The organism is Polynucleobacter sp. Latsch14-2 (genome assembly GCF_018881925.1).
Classification (GTDB): Bacteria; Pseudomonadota; Gammaproteobacteria; order Burkholderiales; family Burkholderiaceae; genus Polynucleobacter.
Map to the genome: position 1 here is coordinate 13,494 of NZ_JACVPL010000010.1, position 20,969 is coordinate 34,462.

Sequence of the window (20,969 nt, forward strand, 5' to 3'; positions counted from 1 at the left end):
CAAGAAGTGGTTTTTTCCGGTAGCAGCGCCGTTCGAACTCGGGCCATAAGCCAGAGATAGAACAGACCAAACAATTTTTTGCCGAAAATTGCAAAGGACGAAAGAAAATGAATACAAGCAGCGCCGAATTTTTAGCTACCAAAGCTAACAAAGACACAGCAAACTCAACTACAGCAGCAGCACCAGAAATGATTGGTGCAGAAATGCTCGTACGTGCATTGCATGCTGAGGGGGTTGAATTCGTTTGGGGTTACCCTGGCGGGTCTGTGCTTTTTATCTACGACGAAATTTTTAAACAGAACAAGTTCGAACATATTTTAGTTCGCCATGAGCAGGCAGCAGTGCATGCAGCAGATGGTTATGCGCGTGCAACCGGTAAGGTTGGCGTTGCTCTAGTGACCTCTGGCCCCGGCGTAACCAACGCAGTGACTGGGATTGCTACCGCATACACTGATTCGATCCCAATGGTGATCATCAGCGGTAACGTGCCAACTTACGCAATTGGTGAAGATGCATTCCAAGAGGCTGATACCGTTGGCATTACTCGCCCAGTTGTAAAACATAACTTCCTAGTGAAGGATGTGAAAGACTTGCCTTTGGTATTGAAGAAGGCTTTTCACATTGCACAGACAGGACGTCCTGGACCTGTATTAATTGATATTCCTAAAGATGTTTCGGCAGCTAAGGCGCCATTCGTCTACCCAGAAACTTTGGAGATGCGCTCCTATAACCCAGTCGTGAAGGGGCATAGCGGACAGATTCGTAAAGCAGTTTCTTTGTTGCAGGAAGCTGAGCGCCCATACATCTACACTGGTGGTGGCGTAATCTTGGCTGACGCGGCTCCAGAGTTAAAAGAGTTTGCTACTTTGTTGGGTTATCCAGTTACGAATACCCTGATGGGTTTGGGTGGCTTTCCAGGCACTAGCCCACAGTTCTTGGGTATGCTCGGAATGCACGGCACTTACGAAGCCAACATGGCAATGCAACACAGCGATGTATTGATTGCCATTGGTGCGCGCTTTGATGACCGCGTGATTGGCAACACTGCCCACTTTGCAAGCCATCCACGCAAAATCATTCATATTGACATTGATCCATCGGTGATTTCTAAGCGGGTGAAGGTCGATGTTCCAATTGTTGGCAACCTTAAAGAAGTTTTGCAAGAAATGACTGCGCAGCTGAAAGCCGCTGGTCCACGCAAGAATGAGGCTAAGATTGCTGCATGGTGGGAGCAAATCAACGAGTGGCGTAAAAAAGATTGTCTTAAGTATGATGAGGCATCGCAAATCGTTAAACCTCAGTATGTGGTTCAGAAGTTGTTTGAGCTTACTGGTGGTGATGCGATCATTACTTCAGATGTGGGTCAGCATCAAATGTGGGCTGCACAGTTTTATAAATTTGATAAGCCACGTCGCTGGATTAACTCTGGTGGTTTAGGTACCATGGGTGTTGGCTTGCCATACGCAATGGGAATCAAAAAAGCGTTTCCTGAGCAGGATGTTTTTGCGATTACAGGTGAAGGTTCAATCCAGATGTGCATTCAGGAACTATCTACTTGCAAGCAATACAACACACCAGTGAAGATTGTGTCTCTGAATAACCGCTACCTAGGTATGGTTCGTCAGTGGCAGGAGCTTACTTATAACAAGCGTTATTCCAGTTCATACATGGATTCATTGCCGGACTTCGTTAAGTTAGCCGAGGCCTATGGTCACGTCGGCATGCGTATTGAGAAGAAGTCAGATGTTGAAGACGCCCTTAAAGAGGCAATACGCTTAAAAGATCGTACCGTCTTTATGGATTTCCAAACCGATCCAGAAGAAAACGTTTGGCCTATGGTTCAAGCGGGCAAAGGTATTACTGAAATGCTTTTGGGTAGCGAGGATCTCTAATGCGACATATTATTTCCGTACTCATTGAGAACGAGCCGGGTGCACTGTCACGCGTTGTGGGTCTATTTTCTGCTCGCGGTTACAACATTGAGGCTTTAAGCGTTGCGCCAACTGAAGATCCATCACTCTCACGCATGACGATTGTCACGATTGGCTCCGATGACGTTATCGAGCAAATCACCAAGCACTTAAATCGCTTAGTTGAAGTCGTTAAGGTGTTTGACTTGAGTGAGGGTCCGCACATTGAGCGTGAGCTCATGTTGATCAAGGTGCGTGCTGTTGGCAAAGAGCGCGAAGAACTCAAGCGCACAACTGATATCTTCCGCGGTCGCATCATTGATGTGACTGATAAGAGTTACACCATCGAATTAACTGGTGATGGTGCCAAATTGGATGCCTTTATCGATTCGATTGATCGTGCCTCTATTTTAGAAACTGTCCGTTCGGGTGGCTCTGGAATTGGGCGCGGTGAGCGCATCCTGAAGGTTTAATTTTTTTTAACTGATTTATTGCTGTACTAAAACCTATTTTCAATACAAGGAAAGAGCATGAAAGTTTTCTACGATAAAGACGCTGATTTGTCCCTCATTAAAGGCAAAAAAGTCACCATCATTGGCTACGGTTCACAAGGACATGCCCATGCCCTGAACTTGAACGACTCTGGCGTGAATGTGACGGTCGGTTTGCGTAAAAATGGTGCCTCTTGGAATAAGGCCGCTAATGCTGGCTTAAACGTTAAAGAAGTTGCTGACGCAGTTAAGGATGCCGATGTTGTCATGATGCTCTTGCCCGATGAGCAAATTGCTGATGTTTACAACAAAGAAGTGCACGCCAATATCAAGCAGGGCGCAGCTCTTGCTTTTGCTCACGGCTTTAACGTGCATTACGGACAGGTTCAGCCACGCGCTGACTTGGATGTCATCATGATTGCTCCTAAGGCTCCAGGCCATACCGTTCGTGGTACTTATGCACAAGGTGGTGGCGTTCCTCATTTGATCGCCGTTTATCAAGATAAATCTGGTTCAGCTCGTGATGTTGCTTTGTCATACGCTACCGCTAACGGTGGTGGTCGTGCTGGCATCATCGAAACAAACTTCCGCGAAGAAACTGAAACCGACTTGTTCGGTGAGCAGGCTGTTCTCTGTGGCGGCGCAGTTGAATTGATCAAGGCTGGTTTTGAGACTTTAGTTGAAGCTGGTTACGCTCCTGAAATGGCTTACTTCGAGTGCTTGCATGAGCTCAAGTTGATTGTTGACTTGATTTACGAAGGCGGCATTGCCAATATGAACTACTCCATCTCTAATAATGCCGAGTATGGTGAGTATGTTACTGGCCCACGCGTTGTGACTGAAGATACCAAGAATGCAATGCGTCAGTGCTTGAAGGATATTCAAACAGGCGAGTACGCTAAGAGCTTTATCTTGGAAAACAAAGCAGGTGCACCTACTTTGATTTCCCGTCGTCGTTTAAATGCAGAGCATGACATCGAAGTGGTTGGTGCAAAGTTACGCGCCATGATGCCTTGGATTGCTAAGAACAAATTAGTTGATCAAACTAAAAACTAATCAGCAGTTCAATTTAAAAGGCTCAGAACAAAGATGATGTATCCGCACCCCATTATTGCGAAAGAAGGTTGGCCGTATTTAGCGCTGGTGGGAGTTGTGACTTTGCTAGTTCACTACATCGGTGGGATAGTCTGGTCATGGCCTCTGTGGATTATTTTTTTCTTTGTTCTGCAGTTCTTCCGTGACCCGCAGCGTATTCCTGCCTTAGGTCGTGATTTGGTTTTATCACCTGCCGATGGTCGTATTGTGGTGGTGGAAAAGGCAAATGATCCATACGCAGGTCGTGAAGCGCTCAAGATCAGTGTGTTCATGAATGTATTTAATGTCCACTCTAATCGCAGTGCAGTGCACGGCTTAGTCAAGGAGATTCAGTATTTCCCCGGTAAGTTTGTAAATGCGGACTTGGATAAAGCTTCAACTGAGAACGAGCGAAATGCCTTAGTAATAGACGCTAATGGTCAGACGGTTACTTTGGTTCAGGTTGCAGGTTTAATTGCCCGCCGTATTCTTTGTTATACCCATGTTGGCGATCGCCTTAAAGCAGGCGAGCGCTATGGTTTCATTCGTTTTGGCTCAAGGGTGGATGTATATTTACCCTTAAGTGCTGAACCATTGGTAAGTGTTGGTGACAAGGTGTTTGCTACAAACACCGCATTGGCCCGCTTGCCGGGTCTTGATTAATCGTCCTAGGATCACATTGAGTACATTTCGCCGCCGTGGCCGCATCGATCGTAGTCGCTTAGCGCGTACCTCGCGTACCGAAGATCAGTGGGCGCAGGATCTGGGCGATGACATTGATTTTGAGGTGGAGCAGTTGCACGAAAAGCCCCGCCCTCGTAGCAAAGGGATTTACCTACTTCCTAATGCCTTCACTACTGCGGCCTTATTTAGCGGCTTCTTTGCTATTGTTAACGCAATGAACGACCAGTTTCAAATCGCTGCAATTGCTATATTTGCCTCTCTGGTGTTAGACGGTATGGATGGCCGTATTGCCCGCATGACCAATACTCAAAGTGCCTTTGGTGAGCAATATGATTCGCTTGCTGATATGGTTTCTTTTGGAGTCGCACCCGCCTTAGTTGCTTATGAGTGGGCCTTAAAAGATCTAGGTAAGTGGGGCTGGCTGGCAGCCTTCACATATTGTGCAGGCGCCGCTTTACGTTTAGCGCGCTTCAACGTGAATACCGCTGTAGTGGATAAGAAATTTTTCCAGGGCTTGCCCAGTCCAGCCGCCGGCTCATTAATGGCTGGTTTTATTTGGCTGGCAGATGACAATAAGATTCCAGTTCGGGATACCGCAATCCCTTGGATTACCTTTTTTATTGCTGTCTACGCTGGTTTAACGATGGTATCTAATGCCCGTTTTTATAGTGGCAAGGCCTTGGATGTGCGCTATCGCGTCCCCTTTGGCGTCATGGTATTGATGATTTTGACTTTTGTCTTAATCTCTTCAAACCCACCCTTGACCCTCTTTGGCTTGTTTGTTGTTTACTCAATCTCAGGCTATGTCATTTGGGCATGGGAGCACCTGAGTGGACGCAGTTTTAGCTAATTTCGAATATTTAGGTTATATTTAATCCATGTTGATGAACTTCTCACTTTTAACTGGTCTACTTCTACTAGCACTAAGCCTAAAGCTTGGGGCGGGTAAGGCCTGAGTTGATGAGATTAAAGTAATTCATTAACCACCACATACCAGCCCCAGCACATTGCTGGGGTTTTTGTTTTTTAAGATTGTTGTAAATTTGTGCAGCAAAATATATAAGTAGTTTTGAATTGGAGAGTAGTGATGAGCGACAAAATAATCATTTTTGACACCACCTTGCGCGATGGCGAGCAGTCCCCTGGCGCCTCGATGACTAAAGATGAAAAAGTTCGAATTGCCCGTCAACTAGAGAGACTCAAGGTTGATGTTATTGAGGCCGGCTTTGCAGCGAGCTCAGAAGGGGACTTTGCCGCAATCTCCGCAGTTGCTGCAGCAATTAAAGATTCCATCGTCTGCTCGTTGGCGCGCGCCAACGATAAAGATATTTCGCGCGCAGCCGAATCATTAAAGACTGCAAATGCTAAACGTATTCACGCATTCTTGGCTACTTCGCCATTGCACATGGCCGTGAAATTGCGAATGTCTCCAGAAGAGGTATTGGAGCAGGCCAAACGTTCAATTCGCTTTGCCAGAAACTTAGCAAGCGATATTGAGTTTTCAGCCGAAGATGGCTATCGCTCGGAAATGGATTTTTTGTGCAGGGTAGTTGAGGCTGTGATTGGCGAAGGTGCAACCACTATTAACATTCCCGACACCGTAGGCTATGCCATTCCAGAGTTATATGGCGACTTTATTAAGACTTTGCGTACCCGTGTACCCAATTCGGATAAGGCGGTGTGGTCCGTGCATTGCCATAACGACTTAGGCATGGCGGTTGCTAATTCATTAGCCGGCGTCAAGATTGGTGGGGCCCGTCAGATTGAGTGCACCATTAATGGCTTGGGCGAGCGTGCTGGCAATACTTCTTTGGAAGAAATTGTGATGTCTTTGCGTACTCGTAAAGATTATTTCGATATGGTCTGCGGGATCGATGCCACGCAAATTGTTCCTGCGTCTAAATTGGTTTCCCAGATTACAGGTTTTGTGGTGCAGCCCAATAAAGCAGTTGTTGGCGCCAATGCTTTTGCCCATGCCTCTGGCATCCATCAAGATGGTATTTTGAAAGCCCGCGAGACCTATGAAATCATGCGCGCAGAAGATGTGGGTTGGGCTACCAATAAAATCGTATTAGGTAAATTATCTGGTAGAAATGCCTTTAAACAGCGCTTGCAAGAATTGGGAATTGCGATTGAAGCGGAAGCCGACTTAAATGATGCATTTGTTCGCTTCAAGGCCTTGGCTGATCAGAAGAGTGATATTTACGACGAAGATATTATTGCCATCATGTCAGACTCAGCTGCCCCGGAACAGGGTGAGCACTATCGTTTTGTCTCGATGAGTCAGCATTCTGAAACTGGTGCGCGACCAAAGTCGCGCATTACTTTCTTAGTGGGCGGCAAGGAAGTATCTTCTGAGGCCGAGGGTAATGGGCCGGTTGATGCGAGCCTCAATGCGATTGAAGAAATAGTGAAGAGCGGTGCCGAGCAATTGCTTTATTCGGTAAATGCGATTACCTCTGGCACTCAATCGCAAGGCGAGGTGACTGTACGCTTGGCGAAGGGTGGGCGCATCGTCAATGGGGTTGGTACCGACCCAGACATCATTGCAGCCTCTGCAAAAGCTTACTTGTCCGCGCTCAACAAGCTACATGATCCAAGCCAAGCTAAGTTGAATGCCCAAATGACACCTTAAGGTTATTTATTGAGCTCAGAATCTTTGTAGTACTTGGTGCCTTTGCCGGTGATCTCGGCGGCAAGGCCTGAGTCGGTGAGTTGGTACATCAACACTCCATTGGCAACCATCACGGCATCCTGATAGGCGTCGCCATTATTTTCGTACTTAGCCGATAGGGTGGTTTGTCCGCCAAAAGTCCAGCCTGAGTTCACAAAATCATTGAGAGCGGATTGCGTTTGGAATACGAAGATATTTTGAAATGATTTAATGCCCAGTCCAAGCCCCGCTTGTACCTCAGCCATGTTCATGTAGATTGGCTTCTTGGAGTCTTTATTGATTACAACTCCGCTACCAGTACCACCCCCAGCGATGAGAATTTTCATGCCGAAATTACTGAAGGTTGCATACCCCACTGCCTTATCAATTGCTTCTTTGGCTTTGGGCTGCACTTTGTATAGCGCTGACAGTATTTCTTGATTCTTTTTGAGGATGTCTTCCCTTTGCTGTGCAACCGTCTTGTCTGGTCCAAAGATTGAAGAAAATTGCGCAAAGGAGCATATTGGGAGGAGGGCAAGTAGACCACAGGTCAGTGCGCGAATAATATGAACTCTCATTTCGATTCCTTTGCTTTACAACAGTAATTAAACAATTTCAGACTTTATACTCTATTTAATTTCTATCATTACCTTCTGAGCCTCATGAGTACATTCCTTCGAATCCTGATTTTTGCCCCGTTTTTATTATTGGCTGGATGCAGCAGCTTAGAGCGTAAGGCTGCAGTGCCTTCACAGGAAATGGGTCAAGCACAGATTGCTGGCTTATCTGGTGTGAGATATATGGTTGCCAGCCAGTCCAGCATTGACCAAATGGCAAAGGATATTCAGCTTATGCAGCTGAGTAGAAACAATGCCCAGATTACTACTCCTGCTAATTATTTATCTTTGTCAGGCGGTGGTGATGATGGCGCTTACGGCGCTGGATTGTTAATTGGCTGGTCAGAGCGAGGTGATCGGCCTAACTTCAACTTGGTTACCGGTATTAGTACTGGCGCTCTTATTGCGCCTTTTGCATTTATGGGTAAAGAATATGATCCAGTACTCCGTCATGTTTATACCCAAATTGGACCTAAAGATATTTTTATTGAGCGCGGATTTATTTCTGGAATCTTGGGTGACGGTCTTTCTGACACCACACCTCTCTATAGGCTGATTTCTCAATTTGTGGATGAGCCATTTCTCAAAAAGCTTGCCTATGAGTACAGTGTGAATGGACGCTGGCTCTTAATTGGCACTACCAATTTAGATGCCGGTGTACCGGTAGTCTGGAATATGGGCAAGATTGCCAGCATTGGTTCGCCTGAGTCCTTGGAGTTATTTAGAAAAATCATGCTAGCTTCAGCATCCATCCCAGGCGCTTTTTCACCTGTGATGTTTGATTTTGAGGTGGCTGGAAAGAACTTCCAAGAGATGCATGTGGACGGCGGGGCTATGACTCAGGTATTCCTATACCCGAGCGCACTTTCACAAAGCGCAAAGGATCTCAAGATCCAGCTTCAAAAAGAGCGCAATGCCTACATTGTTCGGAATGCGCGTTTAGACCCTGAGTGGCGCGAAACGGAGCGGGGCACTCTTAGCATTGTTCAGCGTGCAATCTCTAGCTTGATTCAGACTCAGGGGATGGGTGATCTGTACCGGATTTACCACACAGCGCAACTAGATGGCGTCAGTTTCAACCTGGCCTATATTGGCTCCGACTTCAAATTCCCCCATAAGACGGAGTTCGATACGGACTACATGAAGGCTTTGTTTGATTACGGCCATCAGCAGGGTCTTGGTGGGAAGGAATGGCAAAGCTATCCACCGGGGTATAAGCGGAGTTTTGATGAGCTTCAGCCTAAAAAATAGGCATTTCCCCTGGTTTTTAAATAATATCCATGTAAATCAATGACTTATATTGATATCGTGCTTTATGATCCCCTTTTTTGACCTCAGGGCTGGAAAAGCGCGGAATTAGGGGAATCTGATACAATTCGATGGCTTTGATTTTTAAAGCTTTTTTGTTTTATTTTGTTAATAACGCACGACACGAATTGGGTGGAAGCTCATGTGTTCGCAAGTAAGGAGTATTAAAAATGGCAGTTGCTGATATCAAAACGGCGGAAATCGTCAAAGAAAATGCGCGCAGCGCAAACGATACGGGTAGCCCTGAAGTTCAAGTTTCATTGCTAACAGCCCGCATCAATGAATTAACCCCCCATTTCAAGGCTAACGCCAAAGACCATCATAGCCGTCGTGGCTTGTTGAAGATGGTTTCACGTCGCCGCCGTCTCTTGGATTATCTCAAGGGCAAAGATTTGGACCGTTATCGCGCATTGATTGAGAAATTAGGTCTCCGTAAGTAATTCTTATTGGTATGCAATGCCATCTTTCTTAGGGTTGTTTCTGAACAGAATCAGTCTTAAGCAGATGGCATGTTTTTTGGGCGCTTCAAGATTATTTGTGTAGGGGATTGTGTCATTCCAATGAGTTTCTGAAGATCAATTCAGAGCCTCCCTGGAATGGCATCCCTTGTGATCTTAAATCGCTCCAGTGTTGTCGTGACACTGCTTTATCCCGCGACAAGCGCAACACCCATGTGGGTTTTGTGTGAACAATTTGGAGAAGATCAAAATGACAATGTTTAAAAAAGCAGTAAAGAGTTTTCAATGGGGTAATCACACAGTAACTATGGAAACAGGCGAGATCGCTCGTCAATCCGGCGGTGCTGTTATCGTGAATGTCGATGACACAGTGGTGATGGGTACAGTAGTTGCCTCTAAGTCCGCTAAGCCTGGCCAGTCGTTTTTCCCATTAACTGTTGATTACTTAGAAAAAACTTACGCCGCAGGTAAGATTCCTGGCGGCTTCTTCCGCCGCGAAGGTCGTCCATCAGAAGGCGAGACATTGATCTCCCGTTTGATCGACCGCCCACTGCGCCCATTGTTCCCAGAAGGGTTTTTGAACGAAGTTCAGGTGGTAGTGCATGTGCTATCCATTAACCCTGACGTTCCTGCCGATATTCCTGCTTTGATCGCAGCATCAGCAGCCTTGGCTATTTCAGGCATTCCATTTGCTGGTCCGGTTGGTGCTGCGCGCGTTGGCTATGCCAATGGCCAATATCTTTTGAACCCAACCCGTACAGAGCAGGTTACTAGTGAACTCGATTTGATCGTAGCCGGTACACAGGCTGCTGTGTTGATGGTTGAGTCAGAAGCCAATCAATTATCTGAAGAAGTTATGTTGGGCGCGGTTGTGTATGGCCATGACCAAATGCAAACTGCCATCAATGCGATTAACGAATTGGTTTCCGAGGCTGGCAAGCCAGAGTGGGATTGGACTGCCGCCCCTAAGGACGAGCCTTTCATTGCTAAGGTCACAGCAATTGCTGAAGGTCCATTGCGCGAGGCTTATCAGATTCGTCAAAAAGGCGCGCGTTCAGACAAGCTCAAAGAAATTACAAAAACAGTAGTTGCTAAGTTGCAAGAAGAGGGTGAAGTTGATCCGGTTGCTGTAAACGATATTTTGTTTGAAATCGAAGCGAAGATTGTGCGTAGCCAGATTTTGAACGGCGAGCCACGCATTGACGGTCGTGATACACGCACTGTGCGCCCAATTGAAATTCGTAATGGCGTATTGCCACGTACCCATGGTTCTGCATTGTTTACACGTGGTGAAACACAGGCTCTCGTTGTAGCTACTCTAGGTACTGCACGTGATGAGCAGATTATTGATGCCCTTGAAGGCGAGTATCGTGATCGTTTCATGTTCCACTACAACATGCCTCCGTTTGCTACTGGCGAAACTGGCCGTGTAGGCAGCCCAAAGCGTCGTGAAATTGGTCACGGTCGTCTAGCTAAGCGTGCATTGATTCCTGTATTGCCAAGCGCAGAAGATTTTGCGTACAGCATTCGCGTAGTTTCAGAAATCACCGAGTCCAATGGTTCTTCATCTATGGCTTCCGTTTGCGGTGGCTGTTTGGCAATGATGGATGCTGGCGTTCCAGTGAAGGCACACGTTGCTGGAGTTGCAATGGGCTTGATTTTGGATGGCAATCGTTTTGCTGTGTTGACCGACATTTTGGGTGATGAAGATCACTTAGGCGACATGGACTTTAAGGTGGCTGGTACTGCTAACGGCATTACTGCGCTCCAGATGGACATTAAGGTTCAGGGTATTACCAAAGAAATTATGCAAGTTGCTTTGGCGCAAGCTAAAGAAGGTCGTTTGCATATTTTGAGCAAGATGCAAGAAGCGATGGGTTCAGTGCGCACTGAATTGTCTGCTCATGCTCCGCGTATGGTTTCTTTCAAAATCCATCCAGACAAGATTCGTGAAGTGATCGGCAAAGGCGGGGCTACTATTCAAGCCTTGACCAAGGAAACTGGTTGCAGTATTGATATTAAAGATGATGGTACTGTCACCATCGCCTCTACCAGCGCTGAAGGTATGGCTGAAGCAAAAGCCCGTATCGAAGGTATCACTGCTGAAGCTGAAGTAGGTAAGATCTACGAAGGTCCAGTTGTGAAGTTGCTCGAATTCGGCGCACTCGTCAATATTCTTCCTGGCAAAGATGGTCTCTTACACATCTCAGAAATTTCAAATGAGCGTGTAAAAGAAGTGAAAGATTATTTGCAAGAAGGCCAAGTAGTTCGCGTGAAGTTATTGGCTGCTGATGAGCGCGGTCGTTTGCGTTTGTCACTCAAAGCTGCAATGGCGGACGAAGGTGGCACGATTGCTCCTTTAGCTGGTGCCGCTGAAACCGTTGCTGAAGTAGTTCCAGCAACTGATGAAACAGCTTAAGTTTTAAGCGAGGCTTTCAATGCGTGTAATTGAGATCAAAGAATACGGCGCACCAGAGGTATTGGTGTCGGCCAATCGCCCGGATCCAGCGGTTCCTGTTGCTGGCACTGGCGAGGTATTGATTCGAGTATTGGCTGCTGGTATTAATCGCCCTGACGTTTTGCAACGCAAAGGCTTTTACCCAGTTCCTCCTGGCGCCTCCGATATTCCCGGGCTTGAAGTGGCTGGTGAAATCATTGGCGGTGATTTATCGCATGCTGACAATGCATTTGGCCTCAAGGTGGGTGATAAGGTTTGCGCTCTAGTGCAGGGTGGCGGGTACGCTGAATTATGTGTTGCCCCAATTGCACAGTGCCTACCTTCTCCAAAGGGCTTTACCGATCAAGAAGCTGCTGCATTGCCTGAAACTTTCTTCACGGTGTGGAGTAATGTTTTCATGCGTGGCGAAATGTCTGAGGGTGAGACTTTATTGGTGCAGGGTGGCTCCAGTGGTATCGGGGTCGCCGCCATTCTGATTGCTAAAGCTATGGGTCATCAAGTGTTTGTTACTGCTGGAACAGATGAGAAATGCGCTGCTTGCCTGAAGCTTGGTGCGGACTTGGCGATTAACTATAAAACTCAAGATTTTGTTGAGGAAGTTAAGAAGGCAACAGGCGGCAAAGGTGTTAACGTCATTCTCGATATGGTTACCGGTGAATATGTTCAGCGCGAGATTGATTGTTTGGCTGATGATGGACGCATCGTAATTATTGCGAATCAAGGCGGCTCTAAAGCAGAGGTAAGCACCAATCAAATTTTGCGTCGTCGTTTAACGATTACAGGTTCAACTTTGCGCCCACGCCCTGTTTCATTCAAGAGGCAGGTTGCCCAGCAATTGCATTCTCATATTTGGCCATTTCTAGATGCAGGGAAGTTGAAGCCAGCCATTTACAAAACATTTCCAATGGATCAGGCTGCAGCTGCTCATGCTTTGATGGAGTCATCAGAGCATGTGGGCAAGATTGTTTTGACCGTTTAAGAGATACAGCACATAGTCATGCGTCCACTTATCGTCATTGGCAACTGGAAAATGAACGGCAGTCTGGCTGGTAATGAAGTTTGGATTAAAGCAGTCTGCAAAGGCATGGAGCAAGGTATGCCAGCGGGGCGTAAATTTTCTGTTTGCGCCCCCGCCCCATACTTGGCTCAATGCGGCGCCTTGATTGATCAATGCTCTTTGGCATTCCTCACTTTAGGTGCTCAAGATGTTTCGGCACATAGCTCTGGTGCATATACAGGTGAGATTTCTGCGGTCATGCTCAAAGAGTTGCGCTGCACTTATGTCATCGTGGGTCACTCTGAGCGGCGTCAAATGCATCACGAAACTGATGGCTTAGTAGCTGAAAAAGCTTTTCAAGTGCTTGATCTAGGTATGACACCTGTGATTTGTGTTGGTGAGTCTGCTGACGAGCGAAATTCTGGTAGGGCGGTTGAAGTGGTGCGTGGACAAATTGCCAAGCAAGTTGCTGTTTTGCAAGACCGCTTGGCAGACTGCCTGATCGCTTATGAGCCAGTATGGGCTATTGGTACGGGTAAGGTGGCTAGCGCTCAGCTTGCGCAGGATATGCATCGAGCTATTCGATTGCAGTTGGCTGAATTTGATGAAGACGTAGCTTCCCATGTGGGAATTTTGTATGGCGGCAGTGTCAAACCAGATAATGCCGTTGAATTGTTTGCAATGCCTGATATTGATGGTGGGCTCATTGGGGGTGCTTCATTAAACCCTCAGGATTTCTTGGCCATTTGTCAGGCATAGATATTTTTATTTGGAGATAAGTCATGGAATGGTTTAAGACTTTATTGATCGTATTGCAGGTTATTTCTGCTTTAGCGGTCATCCTGTTGGTATTGCTCCAGCAGGGTAAGGGTGCTGATATGGGTGCTGCTTTTGGTTCAGGTTCTTCGGGTAGCCTCTTTGGCGCCAGTGGGTCTGCTAATTTCCTGTCCCACTCAACAGCTGTCTTTGCAGCTATCTTCTTTATTTGCACTCTAGGTATTACATGGCTTGGCAATAAGAAGGAAGTCAATCCTGGTGTTTTGTCTGGAACAGTTGCGCCGGCAGCTGCCCCAGTGGTTGCACCAGTTGCTCCAGCCCAAGATCCAACAAAACCTGCCGTGCCTAAGTAAAAAAGTGGGTTTTTAGATATTTTTTACCCCAATTTTTAAGGGGTTTTAGTGGTGCAATGCAGTAGAATTGTTATGTTTTAAAAATGCCGACGTGGTGAAATTGGTAGACACGCCATCTTGAGGGGGTGGTGGCTTAGGCTGTGCGAGTTCGAGTCTCGCCGTCGGCACCAAAATGATGTCATAACAGGGTAATTTAATTGTTATTTAGTGGTAATTTGTTTTAGATCAATTTGTGGGCTGTAGGAATCATTGATAATTTGTTTTATTAATAAGGCGCTTCAGACAATTAACACAGGACTATTTTGAATCTCGCTAATTACTTTCCTGTTTTGCTTTTTATCCTCGTAGGTATTGGGGTTGGATTAGTCCCAATGTTCCTCGGAAAAATTTTGGCTCCTTCGAGACCAGATGCTGAAAAACTCTCTCCATACGAGTGCGGGTTTGAAGCCTTCGAAGATGCGCGCATGAAGTTTGACGTGCGCTATTACTTAATTGCCATTCTCTTCATCCTATTCGACCTAGAAACTGCATTCCTATTCCCATGGGGTGTTGCTCTGCGTGATATTGGTTGGTTTGGTTACGCCTCAATGGTGATCTTCCTCTTGGAGTTCATTGTGGGATTTGTGTATATCTGGAAAAAGGGCGCTCTCGACTGGGAGTGATAGGTATGGCATTAGAAGGCGTTCTTAAAGAAGGATTTGTAACCACAACTGCGGATCAGTTAATCAACTGGACTCGCAATGGTTCTTTGTGGCCAATGACCTTTGGTCTGGCTTGCTGTGCGGTAGAGATGATGCATGCTGGAGCGTCCCGTTACGACTTGGATCGCTTCGGAGTGGTGTTCCGTCCATCTCCACGTCAATCTGACTTAATGATCGTTGCCGGCACATTAACAAATAAAATGGCTCCCGCCTTGCGCAAAGTATATGACCAGATGCCTGAGCCACGCTGGGTCATTTCCATGGGATCTTGTGCCAATGGTGGTGGTTATTACCATAATTCTTATTCAGTTGTGCGCGGCTGCGATCGTATTGTGCCGGTGGACATCTATGTGCCTGGTTGCCCTCCAACTGCAGAAGCTTTGATCTATGGAATCATTCAGTTGCAATCGAAGATCGCTCGCACGAGCACCATTGCGCGGAAGGCTTGAGATGTCAGATCGCTTAAACCAACTTGCAGCAAACCTTGAGCGCGTCTTAGGTAAACGTGTTCACTCGATTGAAATTGCTTTAGGTGAGGTAACCGTTACGCTCAATGCCGACACTTATTACGAATCCGCTTTACTCTTGCGTGACGATCCTGCTTTAGCTTTCGAGCAATTGATTGATCTGTGTGGCGTAGATTACCAAGGCTATCGTGATGGTGCTTGGGCTGGTCAGCGTTTCGCTGCGGTGTCCCATTTATTGTCGCTTGCCCACAACTGGCGTTTGCGGGTGCGTGCTTTTGCACCAGATGACGGCTACCCAGTAGTTGCTTCGGTGACGCCCGTTTGGAATAGTGCCAACTGGTTTGAGCGTGAAGCCTTTGATCTCTATGGCATCTTATTCGAAGGTCATGATGATTTGCGTCGCATTTTGACTGACTATGGTTTTGTAGGACATCCATTTAGGAAAGATTTCCCAATTTCTGGCAATGTCGAAATGATTTACGATCCAGAACTCAAGCGTGTTGTATACCAACCTGTCACCATCGAAGCGCGTGAAATTACACCACGCGTCATCAGGGAAGAGCAGTACGGAGATCCGGTATAAGTCATGGCAGATATTAAGAACTACACCCTCAATTTTGGTCCTCAGCATCCTGCTGCGCATGGCGTATTACGTTTAGTGCTGGAGCTTGATGGTGAGGTGATCCAGCGTGCTGACCCACATATTGGTTTATTGCATCGTGCGACGGAAAAATTAGCAGAGACCCGTACTTGGATTCAAAACGTTCCATATATGGATCGTTTGGATTATGTCTCAATGATGTCCAATGAGCATGCTTATGTGCTTGCTATAGAAAAATTATTGCAAGTAGATGTGCCTTTGCGTGCGCAATACATTCGTGTGATGTTCGACGAGTTAACGCGCCTACTTAATCACTTGTTGTGGATTGGTTGTCATGGTCTTGACGTCGGTGCGATGGCCGTGTTCTTGTACGCCTTCCGCGATCGCGAAGATATTTTTGATATGTATGAAGCGGTATCGGGTGCGCGTATGCATGCCGCCTACTACCGTCCGGGTGGCGTATACCGTGATTTACCTGATCAAATGGCGCAATACTCTAAGAACAAGATTCGTAGCGCATCCGCTATCAAACGATTGAATGAAAACCGAAGTGGCACCCTGCTTGATTTCATTGAAGAATTTTCAAGCCGCTTTGACGGTAATGTGGATGAGTACTGCAATCTCTTAACGGACAACCGTATTTGGAAGCAGCGTTTGGTTGGTATTGGTGTTGTAACGCCTGAGCGCGCTTTACAGCTCGGCTTTACTGGCCCTATGTTGCGCGGTTCTGGTATTGAGTGGGATTTACGTAGAAAGCAACCTTACGAAACCTACGACAAACTCGAGTTTGATATTCCAGTTGGTGTGAACGGCGACTCTTACGATCGCTATTTGATCCGCATGGAAGAAATGTATCAATCTAATCGCATTATTAAGCAGTGCGTCGCTTGGTTAAAAGCAAACCCAGGCCCTGTGATGAGCGATAACCATAAAGTAGCGCCGCCAAAGCGCGTGGATATGAAGACCAATATGGAAGAGTTAATCCACCACTTCAAGCTCTTTACTGAGGGTATGCACGTTCCTAATGGTGAGGCCTACTCGGCGGTTGAGCATCCCAAAGGTGAGTTTGGTATTTACCTTATTTCTGATGGCGCAAATAAGCCATACCGAATGAAGATTCGTGCTCCAGGGTTTGTGCACCTCTCAGCAATGGATGAGATGTCACGTGGTCATATGTTGGCTGATGCCGTAACTATTATTGGTACCCAAGATATCGTGTTTGGGGAGATTGACCGCTAATAGCGCGCCAAGGATTATTTAATGACAACAACTCTTCAACTATCCGACAAAACGCTCGCAGACATTGCGCGCAATGTCGCGAAATATCCCCCAGAGCAAAAACAATCAGCAGTGATGGCTGCTCTGATCGCTGCGCAAACCGAAGTGGGTTGGGTTTCTTCGGATGTAATCGAAGTCGTTGCCAAGATCTTGGGCATGCCGACCATTGCAGTGGATGAGGTCGCTACGTTTTACAACATGTACAACACTAAGCCCACTGGAAAATATAAGCTGGTAATCTGCACAAACTTGCCTTGTCAATTAACGCATGGTGAAACAGCTGCAACTTATCTCAAAGAAACGCTCGGCATTGGCTTTAATGAAACTACGCCATGTGGTACGTTTACCTTGAAAGAGGGCGAGTGTATGGGTGCCTGCGGTGATTCACCGGTTATGTTGGTGAATGACAAGCGCATGTGTAGCTTTATGAGTAAAGAAAAAATTGATGCGCTTTTAAATGAGTGCCGTGCAGAAGGGAAGGCATCATGACTAGCTTGCACGATCGCCATATCAAGCCTCTTATTTTGGCCGGCTTAAACGGCGAAAATTGGCGTTTAAAAGATTATGAAAGCCGCGGTGGTTACCAGCAGCTACGTCGCATCATTAATGAAAAAGTAACTCCCGATGCGATCATTGCTGAATTAAAGCTTTCTTCCTTGCGCGGTCGTGGGGGCGCAGGCTTCCCAACTGGATTGAAGTGGAGTTTTATGCCACGTCAATTTCCCGGTCAAAAATATTTAGTTTGTAATAGCGATGAAGGTGAGCCTGGGACTTTTAAAGACCGTGACATCATGCGCTATAACCCGCATGCCTTAATCGAAGGCATGATTATTGGTGCCTACACCATGGGAATCGGTACTGGCTATAACTATATTCACGGCGAAATCTGGGAGACCTACGCTCGTTTTGAAGAGGCTCTAGAGGAGGCTCGTGCCGCTGGTTATTTGGGTGACAAAATTTTAGGCAGTGATTTCAACTTCCAATTACATGCATCTCCAGGTTGGGGTGCTTACATTTGTGGTGAAGAAACTGCTTTATTGGAGTCGCTTGAGGGTAAGAAGGGTCAACCTCGCTTTAAACCTCCATTCCCAGCAAGTTTTGGTTTGTATGGCAAGCCAACAACTATTAATAACACCGAAACATTTGCTGCTGTGCCATTCATCATGGCTATTGGCGGTCAAGCATATTTAGAGCTTGGCAAACCCAATAACGGCGGCACCAAGATTTTCTCTGTATCGGGTGATGTCATGTATCCCGGTAACTATGAGATCCCATTGGGCACGCCGTTTGCTGAGCTTTTGAAGTTGGCTGGTGGTATGCGCGACGGTAAGGCTATTAAAGCAGTTATTCCTGGTGGATCTTCTGCTCCAGTGGTTCCCGGTGCACAGATGATGGATCTCACGATGGACTATGACAGCATTGCAAAGGCTGGCTCGATGTTGGGTTCTGGCGCGGTAATTGTCATGAACGAGACGCGTTGCATGGTGAGGGCGCTAGAGCGTTTGTCTTATTTCTATCACGAAGAGTCATGTGGTCAGTGCACCCCGTGTCGTGAAGGTACAGGTTGGCTGTGGCGCATTGTTCATCGTATTGAACATGGTCAAGGCCGTCCGGAAGATTTAGATTTACTCAACGATGTGGCCGCGAATATTCAGGGGCGTACGATTTGTGCCTTGGGTGATGCGGCTGCTATGCCAGTACGTGGCATGTTAAAGCATTACATGGATGAGTTTGCGTATCACGTAGAACATAAGCGCTGCTTAGATTCTGCGCAACCTTTATAAAAGATATTGAGCACGGGACTTCATAAAGTGAGCATGGTTGAAATCGAATTAGATGGCAAGACAGTAGATGTTCCGCAAGGTTCGACGGTGATGCACGCCGCGGCAAAACTCGGTAGTTATATCCCTCACTTCTGTTACCACAAGAAATTGTCTATTGCCGCTAACTGCCGGATGTGTTTGGTAGAAGTGGAAAAGGCACCAAAACCATTGCCTGCTTGTGCAACCCCAGTAACACAAGGCATGAAAGTCTTTACGCACTCTGCTAAAGCTGTAGAAGCGCAGCGTTCCGTGATGGAATTCTTGTTGATTAACCATCCATTGGATTGTCCAATTTGCGACCAAGGTGGTGAGTGCCAGTTGCAGGACTTAGCGGTGGGTTACGGTAAATCTGAATCTCGCTACGAAGAAGAAAAGCGCGTCGTCTTCCACAAAAATGTTGGACCACTGATCTCGATGCAAGAGATGTCCCGCTGTATTCACTGCACACGTTGCGTCCGTTTCGGCCAAGAGGTATCTGGCGTGATGGAATTGGGCATGGTCAATCGCGGTGAGCATTCTGAAATTACTACTTTCCTTGGTCAAACAATTGATTCAGAGCTTTCTGGAAATATGATTGATATTTGCCCGGTTGGCGCATTGACTAGCAAGCCATTTCGCTATGCAGCCCGTACTTGGGAGTTGGGCCGTAAACGCTCTGTAAGTCCGCACGATAGCTTGGGTAGCAATACTACTGTTCAAACTAAAGCAAACAAGGTAATGCGCGTAGTTGCTTTAGAAAACGAAGCCATTAATGAGTGCTGGATTAGCGATAGAGATCGTTTTGCTTATGAGGGTTTCAATAGTTCTGAGCGTGTAACTACGCCGATGGTGAAGCAGGGCGGTCAGTGGTTGGAAACAGATTGGGAATCCGCCTTGGATTATGTGGCACGCTCACTTAAAACCCTCTCTGCGGAGAATGGCCCAGAGGCTGTTGCTGCTTTAGCCCACCCGATCTCCAGTACCGAAGAATTATTCCTTCTTCAGAAGTTGATTCGTGGCTTGGGCTCAAATCAAATTGAAACCCGTTTACATCAAACTGATGTTCAGGGTGCTGCCACTGCTCCATGGCTAGGTATGACAGTGGCTAAATTGAGCGAGCTTGATCGCGCATTAGTGATCGGTAGCTTCCTGCGCAAAGATCAGCCAATAATCGCAGCACGTTTACGTACAGCTTCTAAGCGCGGTTTAGTTCTCCATCGCATTGATGCGGGTGGCGACGATTGGTTAATCCCCACTGCTACTAGTATTTCAGCAGCTCCAAGTGCTTGGTTAAATGCACTGAGTGAGGTTGCACTAGCAGTTGCTAAGGTTAAATCCGTTTCAGCTCCGGCTGGTACTTTTAACTTGCCAATTTCTGCTGTGGCTCAATCCGTTGCGGATAGTTTGATTTCTGGTGCGACAACAGCAGTGTTGTTGGGTTCTGCAGCGATTGCGCATCCACATGCAGGCGATCTACACATCCTAGCGCAGTTTATTGCAGAGCACACTGGTGCAACATTAGGCTTCTTGCCTGTTGGCGGTAATGCAGTAGGTGCTAGCCTGGTTGGTGCTAACGGCGCTGGTGTGGAATCTGTTCTCTCGGGTGAGCGTCGTGCGGTACTGCTGATGAATCTAGAGCCAGATGCTGATCTGCCAAATCCATTACAAGCCCGCGCTGCATTAGCTAAGGCAAATACAGTCATTGCCATGAGCGCCTATAAGAGCGCTGATATCTTAGAAGTTGCTGACGTTATTTTGCCAATAGCGACTTATACCGAAACGGTTGCTACTTTTGTCAATGCAGAGGGTAGGATTCAAACGATTCAGCCCGCAGTTAAACCGCTAGGTGATTCTCGTCCAGCCTGGAAAGTATTACGCGTTCTTGGCAGCCTCTTAAATTTAGATGGCTTCCTCTACAACGTGCCTGAAGAGGTATTGGATGAGGCGCTAGGCGATAGTTACTGTACAAAGTTAAGTAATAAGACCTCTGCCAATGCTTTAGCAAATGGTAACTTAGCCCCGTTGACTGGTATAGAGCGTCTATCTGACGTGAATATTTATGCTGTTGATCAAATTGTGCGTCGCTCCCCAGCATTGCATTTAACGCGTGATGCTAAACGTGGCAATCAAGTTGGTTTAGGTCAAAAGCTCTTTACTGAATTGGGTTTGAAAGAGGGTGATGCAGTTCGCGTGACTCAAGGGTCTCAATCGGTAGATTTGCCGGCAACATTGGAAGAAAACTTAGTTGCTGGTGTCGTACGCATTTCTGCAGGCACTTCAGCAAGTGCAAAATTAGGATCGATGTTTGGTTCTCTAACCGTTAGCAAGGCATAAGGGACG

The 20,969-nt window shown here is 46.8% G+C and carries 20 protein-coding genes and 1 tRNA gene; 20 read left to right on the plus strand and 1 reads right to left on the minus strand.

Annotation, left to right across the window (positions count from 1 at the left end; all coding sequences use genetic code 11):
- Positions 1-107 precede the first annotated feature (107 nt).
- The 6 genes from ICN46_RS08890 to ICN46_RS08915 all read left to right on the plus strand — a co-directional run bounded on the left by ICN46_RS08890 (position 108) and on the right by ICN46_RS08915 (position 6,794).
- Positions 108-1,892, plus strand: coding sequence for an acetolactate synthase 3 catalytic subunit (locus ICN46_RS08890; RefSeq protein ID WP_216207571.1), 1,785 nt, complete (start codon positions 108-110; stop codon positions 1,890-1,892).
- Positions 1,892-2,383, plus strand: a complete 492-nt coding sequence (gene ilvN, locus ICN46_RS08895; RefSeq protein WP_216207573.1) for an acetolactate synthase small subunit — start codon at positions 1,892-1,894, stop codon at positions 2,381-2,383. Before ICN46_RS08890 ends, ilvN begins: the two co-directional genes overlap by 1 nt.
- A 57-nt stretch (positions 2,384-2,440) precedes the next feature.
- Positions 2,441-3,457 carry a ketol-acid reductoisomerase gene (ilvC, locus tag ICN46_RS08900; protein ID WP_216207575.1) on the plus strand — a complete coding sequence of 339 codons (1,017 nt, stop codon included), beginning with the start codon at positions 2,441-2,443 and terminating at the stop codon, positions 3,455-3,457.
- 33 nt (positions 3,458-3,490) lie between these two features.
- A complete protein-coding gene (locus ICN46_RS08905) occupies positions 3,491-4,138 on the plus strand; it encodes a phosphatidylserine decarboxylase (RefSeq protein WP_216207578.1) in 648 nt (215 codons plus the stop codon).
- Positions 4,139-4,154: 16 nt separating this feature from the next.
- Positions 4,155-5,009, plus strand: a complete 855-nt coding sequence (gene pssA, locus ICN46_RS08910; protein ID WP_216207582.1) for a CDP-diacylglycerol--serine O-phosphatidyltransferase — start codon at positions 4,155-4,157, stop codon at positions 5,007-5,009.
- Positions 5,010-5,246: 237 nt separating this feature from the next.
- Positions 5,247-6,794: a 2-isopropylmalate synthase gene (locus ICN46_RS08915; protein WP_216207585.1), complete on the plus strand. Its 1,548-nt coding sequence runs from the start codon at positions 5,247-5,249 to the stop codon at positions 6,792-6,794.
- A 2-nt stretch (positions 6,795-6,796) separates the two neighbouring features.
- Here the strand turns inward: ICN46_RS08915 and ICN46_RS08920 are convergent, their stop codons facing one another.
- Positions 6,797-7,390 carry a lipid-binding SYLF domain-containing protein gene (locus ICN46_RS08920; RefSeq protein WP_216207588.1) on the minus strand — a complete coding sequence of 198 codons (594 nt, stop codon included), beginning with the start codon at positions 7,388-7,390 and terminating at the stop codon, positions 6,797-6,799.
- Between the two features lie 84 nt (positions 7,391-7,474).
- Between ICN46_RS08920 and ICN46_RS08925 the strand changes: the two genes are divergently transcribed.
- The 14 genes from ICN46_RS08925 (at position 7,475) to nuoG (ending at position 20,963) form a co-directional block, all read left to right on the plus strand.
- The gene (locus ICN46_RS08925) at positions 7,475-8,680 is read left to right on the plus strand and encodes a patatin-like phospholipase family protein (RefSeq protein ID WP_216207591.1); all 1,206 of its coding nucleotides are present in this window, start codon (positions 7,475-7,477) and stop codon (positions 8,678-8,680) included.
- A gap of 227 nt (positions 8,681-8,907) precedes the next feature.
- Positions 8,908-9,177 (plus strand): 30S ribosomal protein S15, encoded by a 270-nt coding sequence (gene rpsO / locus ICN46_RS08930; protein ID WP_068323724.1) that lies wholly within the window; start codon positions 8,908-8,910, stop codon positions 9,175-9,177.
- 268 nt (positions 9,178-9,445) lie between these two features.
- The gene (pnp, locus tag ICN46_RS08935; protein ID WP_216207594.1) at positions 9,446-11,614 is read left to right on the plus strand and encodes a polyribonucleotide nucleotidyltransferase; all 2,169 of its coding nucleotides are present in this window, start codon (positions 9,446-9,448) and stop codon (positions 11,612-11,614) included.
- A gap of 19 nt (positions 11,615-11,633) precedes the next feature.
- Complete coding sequence (locus tag ICN46_RS08940; RefSeq protein ID WP_216207596.1) at positions 11,634-12,632, plus strand: NAD(P)H-quinone oxidoreductase; 999 nt, start codon at positions 11,634-11,636, stop codon at positions 12,630-12,632.
- A gap of 18 nt (positions 12,633-12,650) precedes the next feature.
- Complete coding sequence (gene tpiA, locus ICN46_RS08945; RefSeq protein ID WP_216207599.1) at positions 12,651-13,409, plus strand: triose-phosphate isomerase; 759 nt, start codon at positions 12,651-12,653, stop codon at positions 13,407-13,409.
- Between the two features lie 23 nt (positions 13,410-13,432).
- Complete coding sequence (gene secG / locus ICN46_RS08950) at positions 13,433-13,780, plus strand: preprotein translocase subunit SecG (RefSeq protein ID WP_216207600.1); 348 nt, start codon at positions 13,433-13,435, stop codon at positions 13,778-13,780.
- An 85-nt stretch (positions 13,781-13,865) separates the two neighbouring features.
- Positions 13,866-13,950: transfer RNA gene (locus tag ICN46_RS08955), tRNA-Leu, on the plus strand.
- Between the two features lie 132 nt (positions 13,951-14,082).
- Positions 14,083-14,442 (plus strand): NADH-quinone oxidoreductase subunit A, encoded by a 360-nt coding sequence (locus ICN46_RS08960; RefSeq protein ID WP_216167097.1) that lies wholly within the window; start codon positions 14,083-14,085, stop codon positions 14,440-14,442.
- A gap of 5 nt (positions 14,443-14,447) precedes the next feature.
- Positions 14,448-14,930 carry a NuoB/complex I 20 kDa subunit family protein gene (gene nuoB / locus ICN46_RS08965; protein ID WP_076024122.1) on the plus strand — a complete coding sequence of 161 codons (483 nt, stop codon included), beginning with the start codon at positions 14,448-14,450 and terminating at the stop codon, positions 14,928-14,930.
- Between the two features lies 1 nt (position 14,931).
- Positions 14,932-15,531: an NADH-quinone oxidoreductase subunit C gene (locus tag ICN46_RS08970; protein ID WP_216207603.1), complete on the plus strand. Its 600-nt coding sequence runs from the start codon at positions 14,932-14,934 to the stop codon at positions 15,529-15,531.
- Positions 15,532-15,534: 3 nt separating this feature from the next.
- On the plus strand, positions 15,535-16,788 hold the full coding sequence (locus ICN46_RS08975) for an NADH-quinone oxidoreductase subunit D (protein ID WP_216207606.1): 1,254 nt from the start codon (positions 15,535-15,537) through the stop codon (positions 16,786-16,788).
- A 21-nt stretch (positions 16,789-16,809) separates the two neighbouring features.
- A complete protein-coding gene (gene nuoE, locus ICN46_RS08980) occupies positions 16,810-17,316 on the plus strand; it encodes an NADH-quinone oxidoreductase subunit NuoE (protein WP_216207609.1) in 507 nt (168 codons plus the stop codon).
- Positions 17,313-18,611: an NADH-quinone oxidoreductase subunit NuoF gene (gene nuoF, locus ICN46_RS08985; RefSeq protein WP_216207613.1), complete on the plus strand. Its 1,299-nt coding sequence runs from the start codon at positions 17,313-17,315 to the stop codon at positions 18,609-18,611. Before nuoE ends, nuoF begins: the two co-directional genes overlap by 4 nt.
- Before the next feature lie 33 nt (positions 18,612-18,644).
- Positions 18,645-20,963, plus strand: coding sequence for an NADH-quinone oxidoreductase subunit NuoG (nuoG, locus tag ICN46_RS08990; RefSeq protein ID WP_216207616.1), 2,319 nt, complete (start codon positions 18,645-18,647; stop codon positions 20,961-20,963).
- Positions 20,964-20,969 lie beyond the last annotated feature (6 nt).